The sequence below is a fragment of the Apibacter sp. B2966 genome (assembly GCF_011082485.1).
GTDB lineage: Bacteria > Bacteroidota > Bacteroidia > Flavobacteriales > Weeksellaceae > Apibacter.
This window is the reverse complement of record NZ_CP049714.1, coordinates 968964-984336: the sequence shown is the minus strand read 5'-3', so window position 1 is coordinate 984336 and position 15373 is coordinate 968964. Positions and strand designations below refer to the sequence as shown.

At 30.4% G+C, this 15373-nt stretch carries 18 protein-coding genes; 7 read left to right on the top strand and 11 right to left on the bottom strand.

The features are described from left to right. Positions 1-46: 46 nt before the first annotated feature. The 3 genes from G8C43_RS04170 to G8C43_RS04160 all read right to left on the bottom strand — a co-directional run bounded on the left by G8C43_RS04170 (position 47) and on the right by G8C43_RS04160 (position 2648). Positions 47-481 carry a hypothetical protein gene (locus G8C43_RS04170; protein WP_160541922.1) on the bottom strand — a complete coding sequence of 145 codons (435 nt, stop codon included), beginning with the start codon at positions 479-481 and terminating at the stop codon, positions 47-49. A 138-nt stretch (positions 482-619) separates the two neighbouring features. Further along, on the bottom strand, positions 620-1984 hold the full coding sequence (hisS, locus tag G8C43_RS04165) for a histidine--tRNA ligase (protein ID WP_166005698.1): 1365 nt from the start codon (positions 1982-1984) through the stop codon (positions 620-622). Positions 1985-2108: 124 nt separating this feature from the next. Beyond that, the gene (locus G8C43_RS04160; protein WP_166004377.1) at positions 2109-2648 is read right to left on the bottom strand and encodes a YagU family protein; all 540 of its coding nucleotides are present in this window, start codon (positions 2646-2648) and stop codon (positions 2109-2111) included. Between the two features lie 347 nt (positions 2649-2995). Here G8C43_RS04160 and G8C43_RS04155 point away from each other — a divergent pair, with 347 nt between their 5' ends. The 4 genes from G8C43_RS04155 to G8C43_RS04140 are packed head-to-tail and all read left to right on the top strand — an operon-like array spanning position 2996 to position 6684. Continuing rightward, positions 2996-3568 carry a CopD family protein gene (locus G8C43_RS04155; RefSeq protein ID WP_166004376.1) on the top strand — a complete coding sequence of 191 codons (573 nt, stop codon included), beginning with the start codon at positions 2996-2998 and terminating at the stop codon, positions 3566-3568. Positions 3569-3575: 7 nt separating this feature from the next. Beyond that, entirely contained in the window at positions 3576-4304 is a 729-nt protein-coding gene (locus G8C43_RS04150) for an ABC transporter permease subunit (RefSeq protein ID WP_166004374.1), read from the top strand. Then, complete coding sequence (gene gldG / locus G8C43_RS04145) at positions 4304-5980, top strand: gliding motility-associated ABC transporter substrate-binding protein GldG (protein WP_166004372.1); 1677 nt, start codon at positions 4304-4306, stop codon at positions 5978-5980. The genes G8C43_RS04150 and gldG overlap by 1 nt, the downstream gene beginning before the upstream one ends. A 2-nt stretch (positions 5981-5982) precedes the next feature. Next, the gene (locus G8C43_RS04140) at positions 5983-6684 is read left to right on the top strand and encodes an SAM-dependent methyltransferase (protein ID WP_166004370.1); all 702 of its coding nucleotides are present in this window, start codon (positions 5983-5985) and stop codon (positions 6682-6684) included. Between the two features lie 287 nt (positions 6685-6971). Here G8C43_RS04140 and G8C43_RS04135 read toward each other — a convergent pair whose 3' ends face one another. Further along, positions 6972-7781, bottom strand: a complete 810-nt coding sequence (locus G8C43_RS04135; protein ID WP_166004368.1) for an aminotransferase class IV — start codon at positions 7779-7781, stop codon at positions 6972-6974. A 71-nt stretch (positions 7782-7852) separates the two neighbouring features. Beyond that, on the bottom strand, positions 7853-8233 hold the full coding sequence (locus G8C43_RS04130; RefSeq protein ID WP_105298045.1) for an START-like domain-containing protein: 381 nt from the start codon (positions 8231-8233) through the stop codon (positions 7853-7855). 321 nt (positions 8234-8554) lie between these two features. Here G8C43_RS04130 and G8C43_RS04125 point away from each other — a divergent pair, with 321 nt between their 5' ends. After that, complete coding sequence (locus G8C43_RS04125) at positions 8555-9157, top strand: RNA polymerase sigma factor (RefSeq protein WP_105298044.1); 603 nt, start codon at positions 8555-8557, stop codon at positions 9155-9157. A 247-nt stretch (positions 9158-9404) separates the two neighbouring features. Here G8C43_RS04125 and G8C43_RS04120 read toward each other — a convergent pair whose 3' ends face one another. From G8C43_RS04120 to tsaE, 6 genes are all read right to left on the bottom strand, one after another. Further along, positions 9405-10076 (bottom strand): DedA family protein, encoded by a 672-nt coding sequence (locus G8C43_RS04120; protein ID WP_160541930.1) that lies wholly within the window; start codon positions 10074-10076, stop codon positions 9405-9407. Between the two features lie 118 nt (positions 10077-10194). Beyond that, positions 10195-11613 (bottom strand): nucleoside recognition domain-containing protein, encoded by a 1419-nt coding sequence (locus G8C43_RS09935; RefSeq protein WP_221411577.1) that lies wholly within the window; start codon positions 11611-11613, stop codon positions 10195-10197. A gap of 86 nt (positions 11614-11699) precedes the next feature. Next, positions 11700-12554, bottom strand: coding sequence for an acetyl-CoA carboxylase, carboxyltransferase subunit beta (accD, locus tag G8C43_RS04110; RefSeq protein WP_105298041.1), 855 nt, complete (start codon positions 12552-12554; stop codon positions 11700-11702). A gap of 81 nt (positions 12555-12635) precedes the next feature. Continuing rightward, a complete protein-coding gene (locus G8C43_RS04105) occupies positions 12636-12992 on the bottom strand; it encodes a DUF4258 domain-containing protein (protein WP_166004366.1) in 357 nt (118 codons plus the stop codon). Between the two features lie 2 nt (positions 12993-12994). After that, positions 12995-14188 carry an alanine dehydrogenase gene (locus G8C43_RS04100; protein WP_166004364.1) on the bottom strand — a complete coding sequence of 398 codons (1194 nt, stop codon included), beginning with the start codon at positions 14186-14188 and terminating at the stop codon, positions 12995-12997. 1 nt (position 14189) lies between these two features. Continuing rightward, on the bottom strand, positions 14190-14591 hold the full coding sequence (gene tsaE, locus G8C43_RS04095; RefSeq protein ID WP_160541933.1) for a tRNA (adenosine(37)-N6)-threonylcarbamoyltransferase complex ATPase subunit type 1 TsaE: 402 nt from the start codon (positions 14589-14591) through the stop codon (positions 14190-14192). A 99-nt stretch (positions 14592-14690) separates the two neighbouring features. Between tsaE and G8C43_RS04090 the strand changes: the two genes are divergently transcribed. Together G8C43_RS04090 and G8C43_RS04085 are read left to right on the top strand one after the other, a co-directional pair. Continuing rightward, complete coding sequence (locus G8C43_RS04090) at positions 14691-14888, top strand: C4-dicarboxylate ABC transporter (RefSeq protein WP_166004362.1); 198 nt, start codon at positions 14691-14693, stop codon at positions 14886-14888. Further along, a complete protein-coding gene (locus G8C43_RS04085; RefSeq protein WP_166004360.1) occupies positions 14878-15372 on the top strand; it encodes a substrate-binding domain-containing protein in 495 nt (164 codons plus the stop codon). The genes G8C43_RS04090 and G8C43_RS04085 overlap by 11 nt, the downstream gene beginning before the upstream one ends. The last annotated feature ends 1 nt before the right edge of the window (position 15373 follow it).

Genomic DNA, 15373 nt, shown 5'->3' with positions numbered 1-15373 from the left:
GCAATTTTTTAAATAAAGAAATTATTTTTTATTTCATTAATAAAATTTATTTCTTAATTGCTTTCTTTTCTCTAACTAATGCATTTTTTTTATCTTTATATGTTCTTTCAAGTTCGTTTTTTTGAATTTTTATTTCATTTTTGCTTAATTGACGGTTATTTTCAATTCTTTCTTTATCTCTTTTATATCTTTCTTCTAATTGATCAATTTTAGCGTCTAATTCTTTTTTCTTTTTGTCGGCAAGCTCTGAGTGGTGATCGTATGCATGGTCATGAGAGTTCGAGTAATTTAAATTATCTTGTTTTTGTTGAAGTGAAAGTTCACGTTTTTTTTGTGCTTTTTCATATCCGGATAAATTTTGATTTTTGCCTATCTCTTTATATTGTCTGCCGTATTCTTTATTCATTTCTTTTCTTCCGGATTGAGCAAAGGCAGATGTGGACAGCATTACTAGAAATGCTAAAGTTAAAAACTTGTTCATTATTATTTTGGTTTTATTAAATTAATTAACAAAGAAAAACCAATCTAAAAATATGCCAATTTTAAAAGCTTTTATGTGATTAATTACTAGTTAAATAACTGTAATTTCGCGAATCATTTGAGATAAAATCCATTAAAGTTAAGATAAAAATTCTTCAATTTCATCAATAGATAAATTTTTCTGATCGCCTGTTTTTATATTTTTAAGTGTTACTGTATTCGTATTAATTTCATCTTCTCCATAAAAGGCTACAAAAGATATTTCCTTTTTTTCTGCGTAGGTAAATTGTTTTTGAAGTTTAGATTTTTCAGGATATAAATCACAAGCAATGTTTTTACTTCTAAGTTCTTTAATTAGTTTCAATGCTTGAAGACATTCATTTTCACCGAAATTGAAAAAGAGAATTTGTTTTTGATGTAATGTAGCCTCAGGGAAAAGATTAAGTTCTTCCATAACCAAATATATTCGGTCTAATCCGAAAGAAATACCTACTCCCGGCATGTTTTTAACGCCGAATATTTCGGTGAGGTTGTCATATCGTCCACCTCCGCCAATTGATCCCATGGAGATATTTTTAGCTTTCACTTCATAAATAGTTCCGGTATAATAATCCAAACCTCGCGCTAGGGTCAAGTTGAAAACCAATTCCGCAGAGGTAAGACCAATTTCTTTTACCCGATTGTAAATAAATTCCATCTCTTGAATACCTTCTTGCCCTATTTCAATATCTGTGAGTATATCTTTTAGTTGCGAAATTTTTTCTTCAAAAGTTCCTGAAAGTTCAATAATCGGAATAAGTTTTTGTAAAGAATCTTGTCCAATACCTTTAGTTGACATTTCTTCTAAAACTTTATCTAAACCAATTTTGTCCAATTTATCCAAAGCAACGGTAAAATCGATTAATTGATTTTCGATAGATGCATATTGAGCAATAGCTGCCAATAACTTTCGGTTGTTTACATGAATTTCAATAGGGATATGTAAATCCGAAAAAGCCGAATCGTATAATAAAGTAAGATTTACTTCATGCCATAAACTGGCTGAACCAACGATATCGGCATCGCATTGATAAAATTCACGATATCGTCCTTTTTGAGGTCGATCTGCTCTCCACACCGGTTGAATTTGATATCGTTTGAAAGGTAGGGGAAGTTGCCCGTGATTCATAGCGACGTAACGCGCAAAAGGTACGGTAAGATCATACCGCAAAGCTTTTTCCGAAATGGAACCGATTATATTTTTGGAACTCCATTGAGACATATCCGGATTCTTTTTTTTCGCTTCAGCTAGAAAATCACCGCTGTTTAATATTTTAAAAATTAAACGATCTCCTTCTTCTCCATATTTACCGGTTAATGTATCTAAATTTTCAAAAGAAGGAGTTTCCAACGGTTGAAAGCAAAATTTTTCAAAATTGGATTGTAACTTAGTAATTATGTATCTTCTCTTTTGTAATTCTTTAGCGGTAAAATCTCTGGTGCCTTTAGGAATTCCGGGTTTCATTTCTTTATGTCTTATTTTTAAAACAAAGGTATAGAAATGTTTTGATTTTTTTTTAGGTAAATAAGGCAAAAAAAAGAGCATAAAAATATGCTCCTTTTTACATGTATATTGAAATATAAAATTTTTACCTGAAAGGAGAGGTAAGAGGGATTTCAGAATCCGGTTGTTTCGTAATTCGGTTTCGTAAATCTCTACGCGTAATTTCAATTATCCAGGTCCAGAACGCATGTCCGAAAAATTCAGAGAAATGTTCTGCAAAAGGCTGATCCCACGGGGCAGGTACCGTTCCCAGTATTGGCATTATAATAATATGGAACATTATGAAAATAAATATTCCATAGGCAGTTCCCTGCCATAATTTAATTTTAGGATAATATTCTGCAACTAAGCAATAGAATATTGCACAGATAATTGAGAAGGAAAAATGAATAATAAAGCTCATGATCGGTCGCGGATTATCATTAAAATAATACATGAGATGGGAGAGGTCATGAGACATTCCCAGTTGTTCCAGGAGGTGTTGTGGTGGATTGGTCATATCTCTTTCGGGAGTACGGGGAGGAAAAGGAACTTCCCAACCGAATTTGATAAAACCTGAAATGATTCCTGAAATGATTCCTACCCATACGGCAACATTTTTCTTAGGATGTAAAGTATTTTTCATAAACAGAATTATATAAATGATTAATTAATTGAAATAATAACACAATTTTTTGATACTAATGTATGCTATCTAAATACATTTGTTTAAAGTTATTTTCAAAAAAAATGCCTAAAATTTTACATTTATTCAGTATAATACTAATTTTATTTATGAAATTGATAGGATGGTTAAGCAATATTTACTTATTTTTTTATTACCAAAAGTTATATCAATTATTCAAACATTCAAAGAACTATAATTTTAGCTTAAATATATATGGTGTGTATATATAACCTGTTCACAGGGTTATATATTAAAGTATTGATAATATTAAATTTATTAAATTCGCATTCAAAATTGATTGTATAATGCATATTCCTGATATTCCCAGTTATTTTGCCTTAAAAGCGATTCACATTATTTTTATGGTAAGCTATTTTGCGGGGATTTTTTACTTAATACGTTTATTTGTTTATTTTATAGATACCAATGAAAAACCGGAGCTTGAACGTGAGATTCTTAGAAAGCAATACATATATATGATTTCTCGTTTATGGGATATCATAACGGTTCCGGCAGGAATTATAATGCTTATAACCGGAACATTAATGATGATTAATACCCGCGGGGATATTACTTTTTACATTTTAAGAGAACCTTGGTTCCATATCAAACTGGTATTTGTTGGAGCGTTAGCTCTATATCATTACTGGAGTTGGAGGTGTATTAGGAGAATAAAGGCCGGAAAATTCAATACGACTTCTATTAAGCTTCGTATGATGAATGAAGTTGCTACTATTATTTTATTTGCCGTAATATTTATAGTTATTTTTAAACAATATTTTATGGGAATGTGGCTAAGCTTATTGATCAGTTTTATTGCTCTAGTTCTTGTAATTATGTTGGTTGTAAAATTAGTTAACAGAAAAAAGAAAAAGTAAGAATCGTATGTTTTCAATTTTTAAAAAAGAACTTTGGGCATATTTTGGAACATTAGGCGCTTATATTGTTTCGGCTGCTTTCTTGTTAATCTGTTCGTTATTTTTATGGTTTTTCGATAATGATTTTAATGTTTTCAATGTAGGATTGGCTACATTAAATAACTTTTTTATACTTGCTCCCTGGATATTGATGTTCCTATTACCTGCTTTGACAATGAAAAGCATTGCGGAAGAAGAGCAAAACGGTACTTTGATCTGGTTATTTTCTCAACCATTGTCTGTTTCATCTATTGTTTTAGGTAAATATTGGGCGATTCTAATTCTAGTCTTATTTTCTTTACTTCCTACTTTTACCTTTGTTTATACGATTAATTATTTAAGTTTACCGAAAGGAAATGTAGATTCAGGAATTATTGTTAGCGGATATATCGGATTACTCTTTTTGTCTATGACCTTTGCTTCAATTGGTATTTTTTGTTCTTCCTTAGTAAAAAATCAGGTATTAGCGTTTGTAACGGGTGTCTTTTTTTGTTTTATTTGTTTTTATGGATTTGAAAATTTGGCATCGTATAATCTGTTAGGGAATTTAGATTATACCCTGCAAAAAATAGGATTTTTTCAACATTATACCAGTTTTACCAAAGGGATCGTAGATACAAGAGATATAGGTTATTTTATCTTTTTAATAGTTGGATTTCTTTTATTATCGATTCGAATAATCAACAGCAAAAAGTAATGAGATATTTAAAAAAGATAAATATTAGCTTAGTATTCCTACTTATTGCAGGTTTTATATTGGCTAGTGGTTTTTTTTATAAAAGGTTTGACTTAACTTCGGATAAACGATATACGTTAACTGAAAGTACTCGTCAAGTATTAAAAAAAATTGATGAGCCCATGCAGATTGATGTATATTTAGAAGGAGATTTTCCTGCAGATTTTAAACAACTGCAGTCTGAAACCCTCAGTCTGCTGGATGAATTTAAAAGGTTAAATTCCAATATTAATTTTAAATTAATAGATCCAATAAAGGAAAAATTATCACAAGAGACATTAGAAGCTATGGGTATGGCTCCTTCGGCTTTGCGGGTTGAAAAAGATGGAGCATCATCTCAACTAATTTTATTTCCTTATGCAACTATAAAATATAAAGGCAATGGGCAAACAGTACCGTTAATAATTTCTCAGGCAGGAATAACAGGAGATGAGCAAATGGCTAAATCTATCGAAAATCTGGAATACGGTTTTATAAGTGCTATTGATAAGTTATCCAATAAACGTTTGAAAAGTGTAGGCATTTTAGTTAATCAAAAAGAACTGAATCGATTGGAAATGTTCAGCCTGGCTAACAGGATTCATCAAAGTTATGACTTCGGACCTATTTTTCCTAAAGATAGTCAGACACTGTCACTTCAGGATTTACCAACTCTTAAGAAATTTGACGCCATACTGATTGCCAAACCAAGAAAAGCTTTTACTGATAAGGAAAAATTAACGATTGACCAATATATCATGAGTGGAGGTAAAACACTATGGGCAATTGATCAAGTTAATGCCGAAATGGATACTTTGATTAAGTCCAGTAAAATATTGGCTTATCCGTATGATCTTAATTTAACTGATTTATTATTTTCTTACGGAGTAAGGATAAATTCCGGAATTGTTAAGGATATAAAAAATCCTACCTATATAAATTTACAGGTTGGAGAAATACAAGGAAATGCACAAAATGCAAGAGTACCTTGGGTATATTTTCCTATGGGATTTTCCTTGAATAATCATCCGATAACCAAAAATATTAATCCGGTATCCTTTCAGTTTCCTACTTCCATAGATACCTTAGATACTCCCGGAGTTAAAAAAACAATTCTCTATCAAAGTTCTTCCTATACCGCGCTTCAAGGAGTACCCTCTTATATATCACTTGAGGAAGCAAAGTTATTTGAAAGAGAAAATGTAAATTGGAACGAATACAATAAAGGGCCTAAAATATTGGCAGTTTTGCTTGAAGGGAAATTTAACTCTGCATACAAGGATAGGATAGAGTCTAGTGGAATTAAAAATTTTGTGGACCGGTCAAACAATAATAAGATGATCGTTATATCCGATGGTGACATAGCAAGAAATCAGGTGATAAAAGGTCAACCTTTGCCTTTAGGTTTTGATTATTCAACAGGTATTACTTATGGAAACGAAGAATTTTTAATAAACGCCCTGGACTATTTATTAGATGATCACGGTTTAATGCTTTTAAGAAACAGGACGGTACAAATGAGAATGTTGAATAAGCCTCTAATTGTTCAGGAAAAATCGTATTGGCAATGGTTAAATTTAGGGGTTCCTATCGTTTTAATCAGTATCGTAGGAGGTTCGTTTATATTAGTAAGAAGAAAAAAGTTTAGTAAAAAATAATTATGGCTGTATTATATTTACTTCCTGCCTATTTAGGTGAAACTTCACCCAAAGATATATTTTCTCCGAGAGAAATCGAATTATTACATACGTTAAAATTTTTTGTTGCTGAAAATCAAAAATCGGCCAGAAAATTTATTAAATTTTTATGTCCGGATATAATCCAAAGCGAATTAAGTATTTCAATATTAGATAAAAGAACCACGGAAGAGGAATTGGATTATCTTTCACAGCCTTTGAAAAACGGGGAGGATGTTGGATTAATTTCAGAAGCGGGATTACCTTGCATAGCAGATCCGGGTAATATTTTAGTTTCTTGGTGTCACAGACACGATATTCGAGTAGTTCCTATTACAGGTCCTTCTTCCATCATATTAGCCTTAATAGCCAGTGGCTTAAATGGTCAAAATTTTGCTTTTAACGGTTATCTTCCCATAGATTCTAATGAAAGGAAAAAGACAATAGTAAATCTTGAAAAGGTGAGCAGAAATCAAGGATCAGCGCAAATATTTATGGAAACTCCGTATCGAAATCAAGCGTTATTTGATGACTTGATTAAATACTTAAATCCAAAAACTTCTTTATGTATTGCTACGAATGTTACTCTTCCCAACGAATCTATTAAAACTTTATATTGCAAAGATTGGAAAGCTAAAAAACCAAATTTTCACAAAGAACCCACCATTTTTATAGTACAAGCTTAAATTTTATTTTACACTTTAGCGTGTTTATCTATCTAAAATTGAGGGGTAATAAAAAACGTACTATTTACACTATAAAATAATTTTATTGATAAAACCCTTTATAGAACCATAATTAGATTATTTTTGCATCAAGAAAGTAAGAGATATCTTTAAAAAGATTTTTAATGATCTTTCAAGACATGATTACTTAAATGTAATCGCTTTCTCATTTTTTTGTGGTTTTAGTTTGAGGTCGCTTATGCGACCTTTTTTTATTTAAAACAAAAACAGATGTTTTGAGTTACCAACTATTCTGAAGAATAACCGATAAATTTTTTTGTCAATAAACGGGTCTGATCTTTCTTAAAAACTTTTTTTCTCAACCGGGTAACGGGCAGTAATCCATTTTCATCACTAAGTATAAAAAATTCATCTGCAGATTGAACTTCGAAAGGAGATATTGGTGCTTCTTTAAAGATGTAATTTGTTTTTTCTCGTAGAAAAAGGATGTAATTTTTCTTTAAAACAGATTGGATGGCTCCCTCAGTAGAAGGAGGGGAAACAATTATATTATCTTGAATTAAAAATATATTGCCTAATACAGATCTAGCTATTCTTTTTTCACTATTCAGCAAAATAACGTCCTGTAACTCATTTTCTCTTGCATATTGTTCTGCTATGCTATTAAGAGGCTGATAAATTAATAAATCTGACAATAAATTGGGATATATAAGAATTTCTTTATAAACATCAACTTCATTTTCAGTAGTTACAAAGAAATTTTTATGGGGTAAAATTTGTATTATAAATGAAGGGGGATGATTTTGGATATTTCTATAGATTGTTATTTTTACTCTACCTTCTGTGGTGTTTAATTTCTCAGAGAGTATTTTAATTTGATCTTCAAATAATTCCGGAGTAAAAGCTAGAGGTATATCTATCCTCATTTTTCTCATGGATGCCATCAATTGGAAATATACATATTCCCAATAGAGGAGTTTATTTTGAAATAGCCAACAGAAACCGTTTACAAAATCCCCGGAAAAATAATTGTTTTCAGTGTAATTGATTACTAATTGATTTTCTTCAATACAATTTTGATTGAAAATAATTTTCATACTAAATCATTAGTATTTTTTGTGTTAGTGGTTTTTTTTATTGGCCCTAATACGGGGAGTAATTATATTATTTAAGAACCTATAATCTTTTTTAGGTCTTCAATTAAATTTTCCCAATATAATTTTGAGTGTTCTAAATCGCTTTCTTCGGCAAAATCAGTAATTACAAGAGCAACGTCACTGGTTACATCATCAACATGTATGGCAAGTTCCCAAAAATATTTCGTTCCTTCATCTTCTTCCCATCTGAAACGCACAAAAGATTCTTCTTTATATCGTATTAAGTTGGCTGATTCTTCTTGATCACCCCAAACAAAAGTAAATTTATCTCCTCTTTCAATTACGTCATCTGCTAACCATTCACTCATACCTGAAGAAGTTCCAATATATTCAAACAAAAGAGTAGTGGAACATTTCATAGCAAATTCTAATTGGTATTTTATCTTATTCATATTAATATTTAGATTTCAAGTTGCAATATATAAATTTGTTCTATATTTTAAAAATTATATTGCTTAATGAAAAAGTTTTGATTTTATTTCATGGTATTTAAGTTTTGATAGTAATAGTAGAATTTTGCAGTATAAATAAGAAAAAAATAAATCAATTTTATGTTGCATGAATAAAATATTATAATTTCATTAACATTTTTTAGGTTTTTTTAAAATTTTATATATACATTTGTTCCCTAAGAAGTTGTCTTGTTAGAAAATTGAAATTATTAGATATATAGAATAAAATTTTACTCTATTAACTAACAAATATCATAAGTAATGATAAAAAGAACTGACTGTGAATTAGTTCATTCTTATATTAATGGAAATGAAAATGCTCTTAAAACATTGTTGGATAGGCATAAGTTAAAGATATATAATTATATCAATCGAAAGGTTAATAACCCGGAGTTAGCTGAAGATCTATTTCAAGATGTTTTTATAAAAGTTATATTAACTCTTAAGGAGAAAAAATATAACGAAGAGGGGAAGTTTCTACCATGGGTTTTGAGAATTTCACATAATTTAATTATCGATCATTTTAGGGTTTCGAATAAAACGAAAATAATTAATGAATCCAGTGGACAGAATGAGGATTATAATATATTTGATTTTGTAAAAGTATCCGAACTTTCCATAGAGGATTTAATAATAAATGAGCAAATTAACCTGGATCTTAAAAGACTTATAAATGAGCTGTCTGAAGATCAAAAAGAAGTTTTAGAATTACGCTTTTATAAAGGTTTAAGCTTCAAAGAAATTGCAGAAGAAACAAATGTCGGAATTAATACAGCATTAGGTAGAATGAGATATGCAATTTTAAATCTAAGAAAACTAATTGAGACCAAAAATTTAACATTCATTTATAATAATAAAATTTAATTTAATATCGTTATCTATACTATAATAACTAGTAAAGAACAATATTCAATGTACAAAAAATCTATTAATTTGTCAAATGAAAGGAGAGGTCCTTCCGAATATACTATAAATTTAATTTTAAACTTTTCAAAAAGTATAAAAATTATTGAATTAAGTAAAATTAAACAGTCAATAATTTATTGCAATTAAAAGCAGCTGGTAGATATATATAATTTCAAAAATTATATATATCTATTAGTTTTTTACATTAATTTTCTGAAATATCATTATTTTTTTGGAAAAATAACTTAACTACTACAGGGGCGGTGGTTACTATTACCATTACTAATACAATTGTTTCAATATGACGTTTCAAATCGAAATTAAATTCCTTAAGGAATATTTGATAAAGGTAATGTCCTGCAAATAATAAGGAAAAAGACCAAGCCGTTGATCCTAAAACATTATAAAATAAGTATTTACCCTTATTCATTTGAACAATTCCGGCAATTATAGGTGCAAATGTTCTTAAAATAGGTAAAAACCGAGCAAGAATAATTGCTCTTCCTCCATGTTTTTCATAAAATTCTTTTGCTTGGAAAAGATATTTTTTTTTGAATAAAAAGGTATCTTTTTTATTATAAAGATAAGTTCCGCTTTTTTTTCCAAACCAATAACCTATTTCGTTGCCAATTATACCGGCAATTGAAATTAAGCACGATAATAAAAAAACACTTAAAAAATCTGATTCAATATAAAAAATTTCTCGAATTAACTCCTTACTGTATATACCTGAGAGGAATAATAAACTATCTCCGGGAAGGAAAAATCCGGCAAAGAGACCTGTTTCAGCAAAAACTATAAATAAAACTAAATAAATACCGCCTAACTTTATATAAAACTCCGGATTGACTAATTGGCCCCAACTAAAATCATTCATAGGAACAAAGAAAAATTAAATATTAACAGGTGCAAAGATATTAATATTTAATTAAGAAAAATATTGTTATAGGAGTTCAATGATGTGTTAAAAAAATTAACATATTTATAGTTAATGGCTACCCAAAGAAATAATAGGTAATAAAAATGGCTGTGATTACGCCTAATAAATCGGTCAGCAAACCTGCAGTAAGAGAATATCTAATTCTTTTAATACCTACACTTCCAAAATAAAGAGCAACTATATAGAAAGTAGTATCTGCACTTCCCTGAAATATACAGGTAAGTCTTCCTACAAAAGAATCAGCACCATAATTTTGCATGGCCTCAATCATCAATGCACGGCTACCACTCCCACTAAGGGGCTTCATTAAAGCAGTAGGGAGTGCAGGTAAAAAATCGGTATTGATATGTAACGAGGAAAAGCAATAAGAAATAGAATTAATTAGATAATCCATTATCCCGCTGGTTCTCAATAAACTGATAGCAGCCAACATGGCAACTAAATAAGGAATTATTTTTACAGATACTCCGAAACCTTCTTTAGCACCATCAATAAAACTATCAAAAACATTTATTTTTTTTATAAAAGCGCCTATAATAAATACAACGGGAATTAGTAATAAAAGTACGTTGCTAATCACTCGAGAGGCTGTACCACGCTCAAAATTTATATATTCTTGGTTAGTTTTACGGATCAACTCAGGAGTTATTTTTTTATCTTTTATGTTAATCTCCTTCTGAAATGAATCAGGATATAATTTAACGAAATCTTCTGTAGTCACATTTTCACCGGATACAGTTTGAGAGGTGATATGAGATACATACTCAACAGCATATTTTGTTCGAGAATCTGTGGAATATTTAATGAAGTAGGAAAGACCAAAAATCATTACAAGAGCCCCTAATAAACCAATCAATATTTGGCGACTAAATAGGTTTAAGCGTTGTTTAATTCCTACTATAATTATACCAAATAAAGTAGTGCAAAAAGTTCCAACAATACACGGTACGAATATATCGGTGGGATCTTGTGCGCCATTTAAATAACGGTAGAGCATAATGGAAGTCGGGATTAATGTTAGTCCCGAGGTATGCAAAACTAAAAACATGATCTGTGCATCCGTTGCAGTATCTTTTTTAGTATTCAGTGTTTGCAAACTGTCCATTGCTTTTAACCCTAAAGGAGTGGCGGCATTATCCAGTCCAAGAAGATTGGCACTAAAATTCATCATCATATTTCCTATTGCAGGATGACCTTTGGGAATGGAGGGAAATAATTTGGAAAAAAAAGGAGAAACCAGTTTAGAGAGAAAACGTATAGCACCTGCATTTTCACCAATTTTCATTATTCCTAACCAGAAAGTCATCATTCCTGCTAAAGGCAAAGCTATATCCATTACTGCAACTTTGGTAGTACTAAACAACCCGTCAACCATATGTTTAAAGATTACCGTATCTCCTAAAAACAGGAACTTAAGAAATCCTACAAAGAAAGATAAGATAATAAAGGCAATCCAAATATAATTAAGGGTCATTTATTTGAGGAGATTATAAATTTTTAGGTAATGGATTAAAAAAAGAAAAGCTAATAATTATTAGCTTTTTCTTTGTTATTTATATTTTATTTAACTTCTTTATTCATTAACATGTCAACACAATGTGAAATGGTATTTTTTAAATCTTTTCTGTGTGCGATAATGTCTATAAAGCCTTTTTCTAAAAGGAATTCAGAAGATTGGAAACCAGGAGGTAAATCTTTTCCGATTGTTTCTTTAATTACTCTTGGTCCTGCAAATCCGATTAATGCGCCGGGTTCAGCAATTATAATATCACCGGTAGAACCATATGAAGCGGTTATTCCTCCAAAGGTTGGATCTGTTAATACAGATATATAAGGAAGTCCGGCATCACTTAATTGAGCTAATTTAGCTTCAACCTTTGCCAATTGCATCAAAGATAGCCCTGCTTCTTGCATTCTAGCACCTCCGGATTGACTTATAATTACATATGGTAATTTATTTTTAATACAGTAATCGATGGCTCTTCTAATTTTTTCTCCAACCGCAGATCCCACAGACCCTCCGATGAAACTAAAGTCCATACAAGAAATATAAATTTCTTTTCCATTTACTTTACCTACGGCATTTCTTATGGCTTCAGTTAAATTAGTTTTAGATTGTGCTTCCTTTAATCGATCTTTATACGGTTTTGAATCGACGAAATTTAATGAATCTTTGCTGTGAACTTTTACGTCAAGTTCTTTAAATTTACCATTATCAAATAAAATTTGGAAATATTGGGAACTACCAATTCTAACATGAAAATCATCTTCCGGACTTACATAGAAATTAGCTGTTAATTGATCAGTTTCAATAATTTTCCCGGATGGAGTTTTATAGTATAATCCCTCAGGAACCTCCCTCTTTTCGCTAATGTCAGTACTGATGTTTTTTTTCTGTCTAGTAAACCATCTCATATATTCTGTTTTACATTTAGATTGTAAATATAGGAAAAAATTGTACAAACGGAATTTTATGTTAAAAAATCCTTAATAGGATTAATCAATCGTGTTTATGACTACCGTGTCTTTGCATTTAGTAAATGTAACTTTTAAGCTTTCATAATGAAGGACATAATGAGGGCAAGGCAATGCTTGAGCATTACTCATCTTAAAATTTATTTTACCTTTACTAAGAACTGTATCTTTTATAAAATTGAGAGATATTTTTTTTAGTTTAAGACTTTCCAGACTTTGATTTGAAAATTTTAAAGGTATGGTTTGTATTTCAGCTAAAACCCTGTCATTGGGCAAATATGACCAAGAAAATATCTTATTACCAAATACAAATAATATAAATATAAGACCCATAAAAAAACCCGTAAGATAGAGTCTTAATCTTTTAGAAAATGACATGCTTAAATAATTAGTAAATGAATGTCTTGATACGGCAGGTCGTACCAAGAAGCTATCTGTCTATTAGTAATTCTGCCTTTGTACATATAAATGCCCTGACAAATTCCACGGTTTTTTCTAAACATAGCTTCAAATCCTCCTTGATTGTTCAGATTAAGAAAATAACTTAAAAAGAAATTACTTAAAGCTTTAGAAGCGGTTCTTGCAAATTTAGAAGTGATGTTGGGAACACAATAATGTAGGACTTCATGTTTAATAAAAGCTTCATTTTTAGCATTTATTTCTGAAGTTTCAAAAACGCCTCCGTTATCAATGCTTATATCAATGACAACAGATCCCGGTTTCATTCTTTTAACAGTATTTTCAGGTACAATAATCGGCGCCCTAAGTTCTCCCTTTAAGCAACCAATGGCAACATCACAGCGAATTAACGCTTTGCTGAGCTCTTTCGGGTCTATCGTAGATGTATACAACCGTCGTCCCAGTAATTCTTGAAATCTTCTAAGTCGAGTAATAGAATTGTCAAACACTTTTACGGTGGCTCCTAACCCTAATGCCGAACGTGCGGCGCTTTCTCCCACATTTCCTGCTCCTATAATTACTACGTTGGACGGTCTAACACCGGTTATTCCTCCTAGTAAAAGACCATTTCCCCCATGAGTAGAAGACAGTAATTCAGCGGCAATAAGTATGCTGGAAACTCCGGCTATTTCACCAATAAGTCGTACAATGGATAATTCATTATGGCTGTCTCGTATATATTCAAATCCTAAAGCCGTAATCTTTTTTTTAGAAAGTTCTTCGAAATATTCTTTGCATTGAGTATTTATTTGTACAGCAGAAATCAAATAGGAATTTGGCTGCAAGTGCTTTATTTGATCTATGGATAAAGGTTCAACTTTTAAAATGATGGGTTGAGACAGAACCTCTTTAGGGTCGTATGAAATTTTTGCCCCTGCCTCGGAATATAAAGCATCGGAATAATGAGCCCCTAAACCGGCTCCACTTTCCATTATGATTTCAATACCATTAGAGCTCAGAACCGATACAGCATCAGGAGTGAGAGCAATCCTGCTTTCAATCAAATGATCTTCTTTAGGAATACCAATACTGCATTTTCCTCCTTTTTTTATCACTTCAATTCGTTCCTCCAGGGGAATCAGCTCTTCTTCGGAAAAAGGTGTATAAATACCCATATTAGTTAAATGTTAAGTGCCTGGTTTGATCCATCAAATTTAATAAAATTTTATGATGTTCAGGTAATTCATTTTCACATATATCCGGCCATTCTATAAAACAATAATTATCGGAATCTATGTATTCATAAAAACCAATATTTATTAATTCTTCCATATATTTAATTCGATATAAATCAAAGTGATAAATTCTACCTGCAGGACACAGGTATTCATTTACTAATGAAAAAGTTGGACTGGTTATGGTATCATGGCATTCAAGTGTTTTGCATAAATATTTTACTAAAGTGGTTTTTCCGGCACCTAGATTTCCCTTAAGTGTAAAAATTTTATATTTTGAATTTGAAATTATTTCTTTAGCAACATCTTCTAAGTCTGAAAATGTATTGATAACATAATCCATAAAATTTATTTTTTAAAAAGATTATAAGAATAATAACTGCAAAAATAAGTAAATAAATATTTTTATATTTGTTATTTAGAATTCTTCAAAAAAAGAAGTATGAAGCTAAGTTATAAATCACTTTCCATATTTATTGGAATTGGGTATTTTATAATAGGAATATTAATTATTGTTTATAAAAAGTTTTTTATTGAATTAGAACCTGAATATACTTGGATTTTAGGGGGATTATTAATAGTTTACGGATTTTTTAGAGCTTACCGAGCGACTAAATATATTAGACAAAATGAACAATAGATTAATTATCAGCCCCATAGTATTTTTAGCTTTTTTAATTATATGTATTTCGTGCCAAGAAGATATAAAAAAGAAACAAGCATATAGGCAAGGGAATATAACTTTAGCTATTGATCCGTCACTTATGAATTTAGGCTCTGCTTTAGTTGAAGTTTTTCAATCCTCTTATCCCGAAACAAAAATTTTATTCAAGCCGGAAGTTGAAGATTTAGTGATCGCTGATCTTTTGAACGGTAAGGTTTCCATAGCAATGACTACCAGGGATTTATCTTCAGAAGAAGCCGGAATTTTATATAATCATACCAATGTTACTTATATTTCAACACAAATAGCGTGTGATGCAACCATTTTTGTTGTGTCAAAAGAAAGTTCCATTAAAGAAATTGACCAAACTTCTTTAAAATCAAATATTATTTCAAATGATAGTAAATTTGTATTTGATGGAGGAAATTCAAGTAATTTTAATAATTTAAAAAAAAATTAGG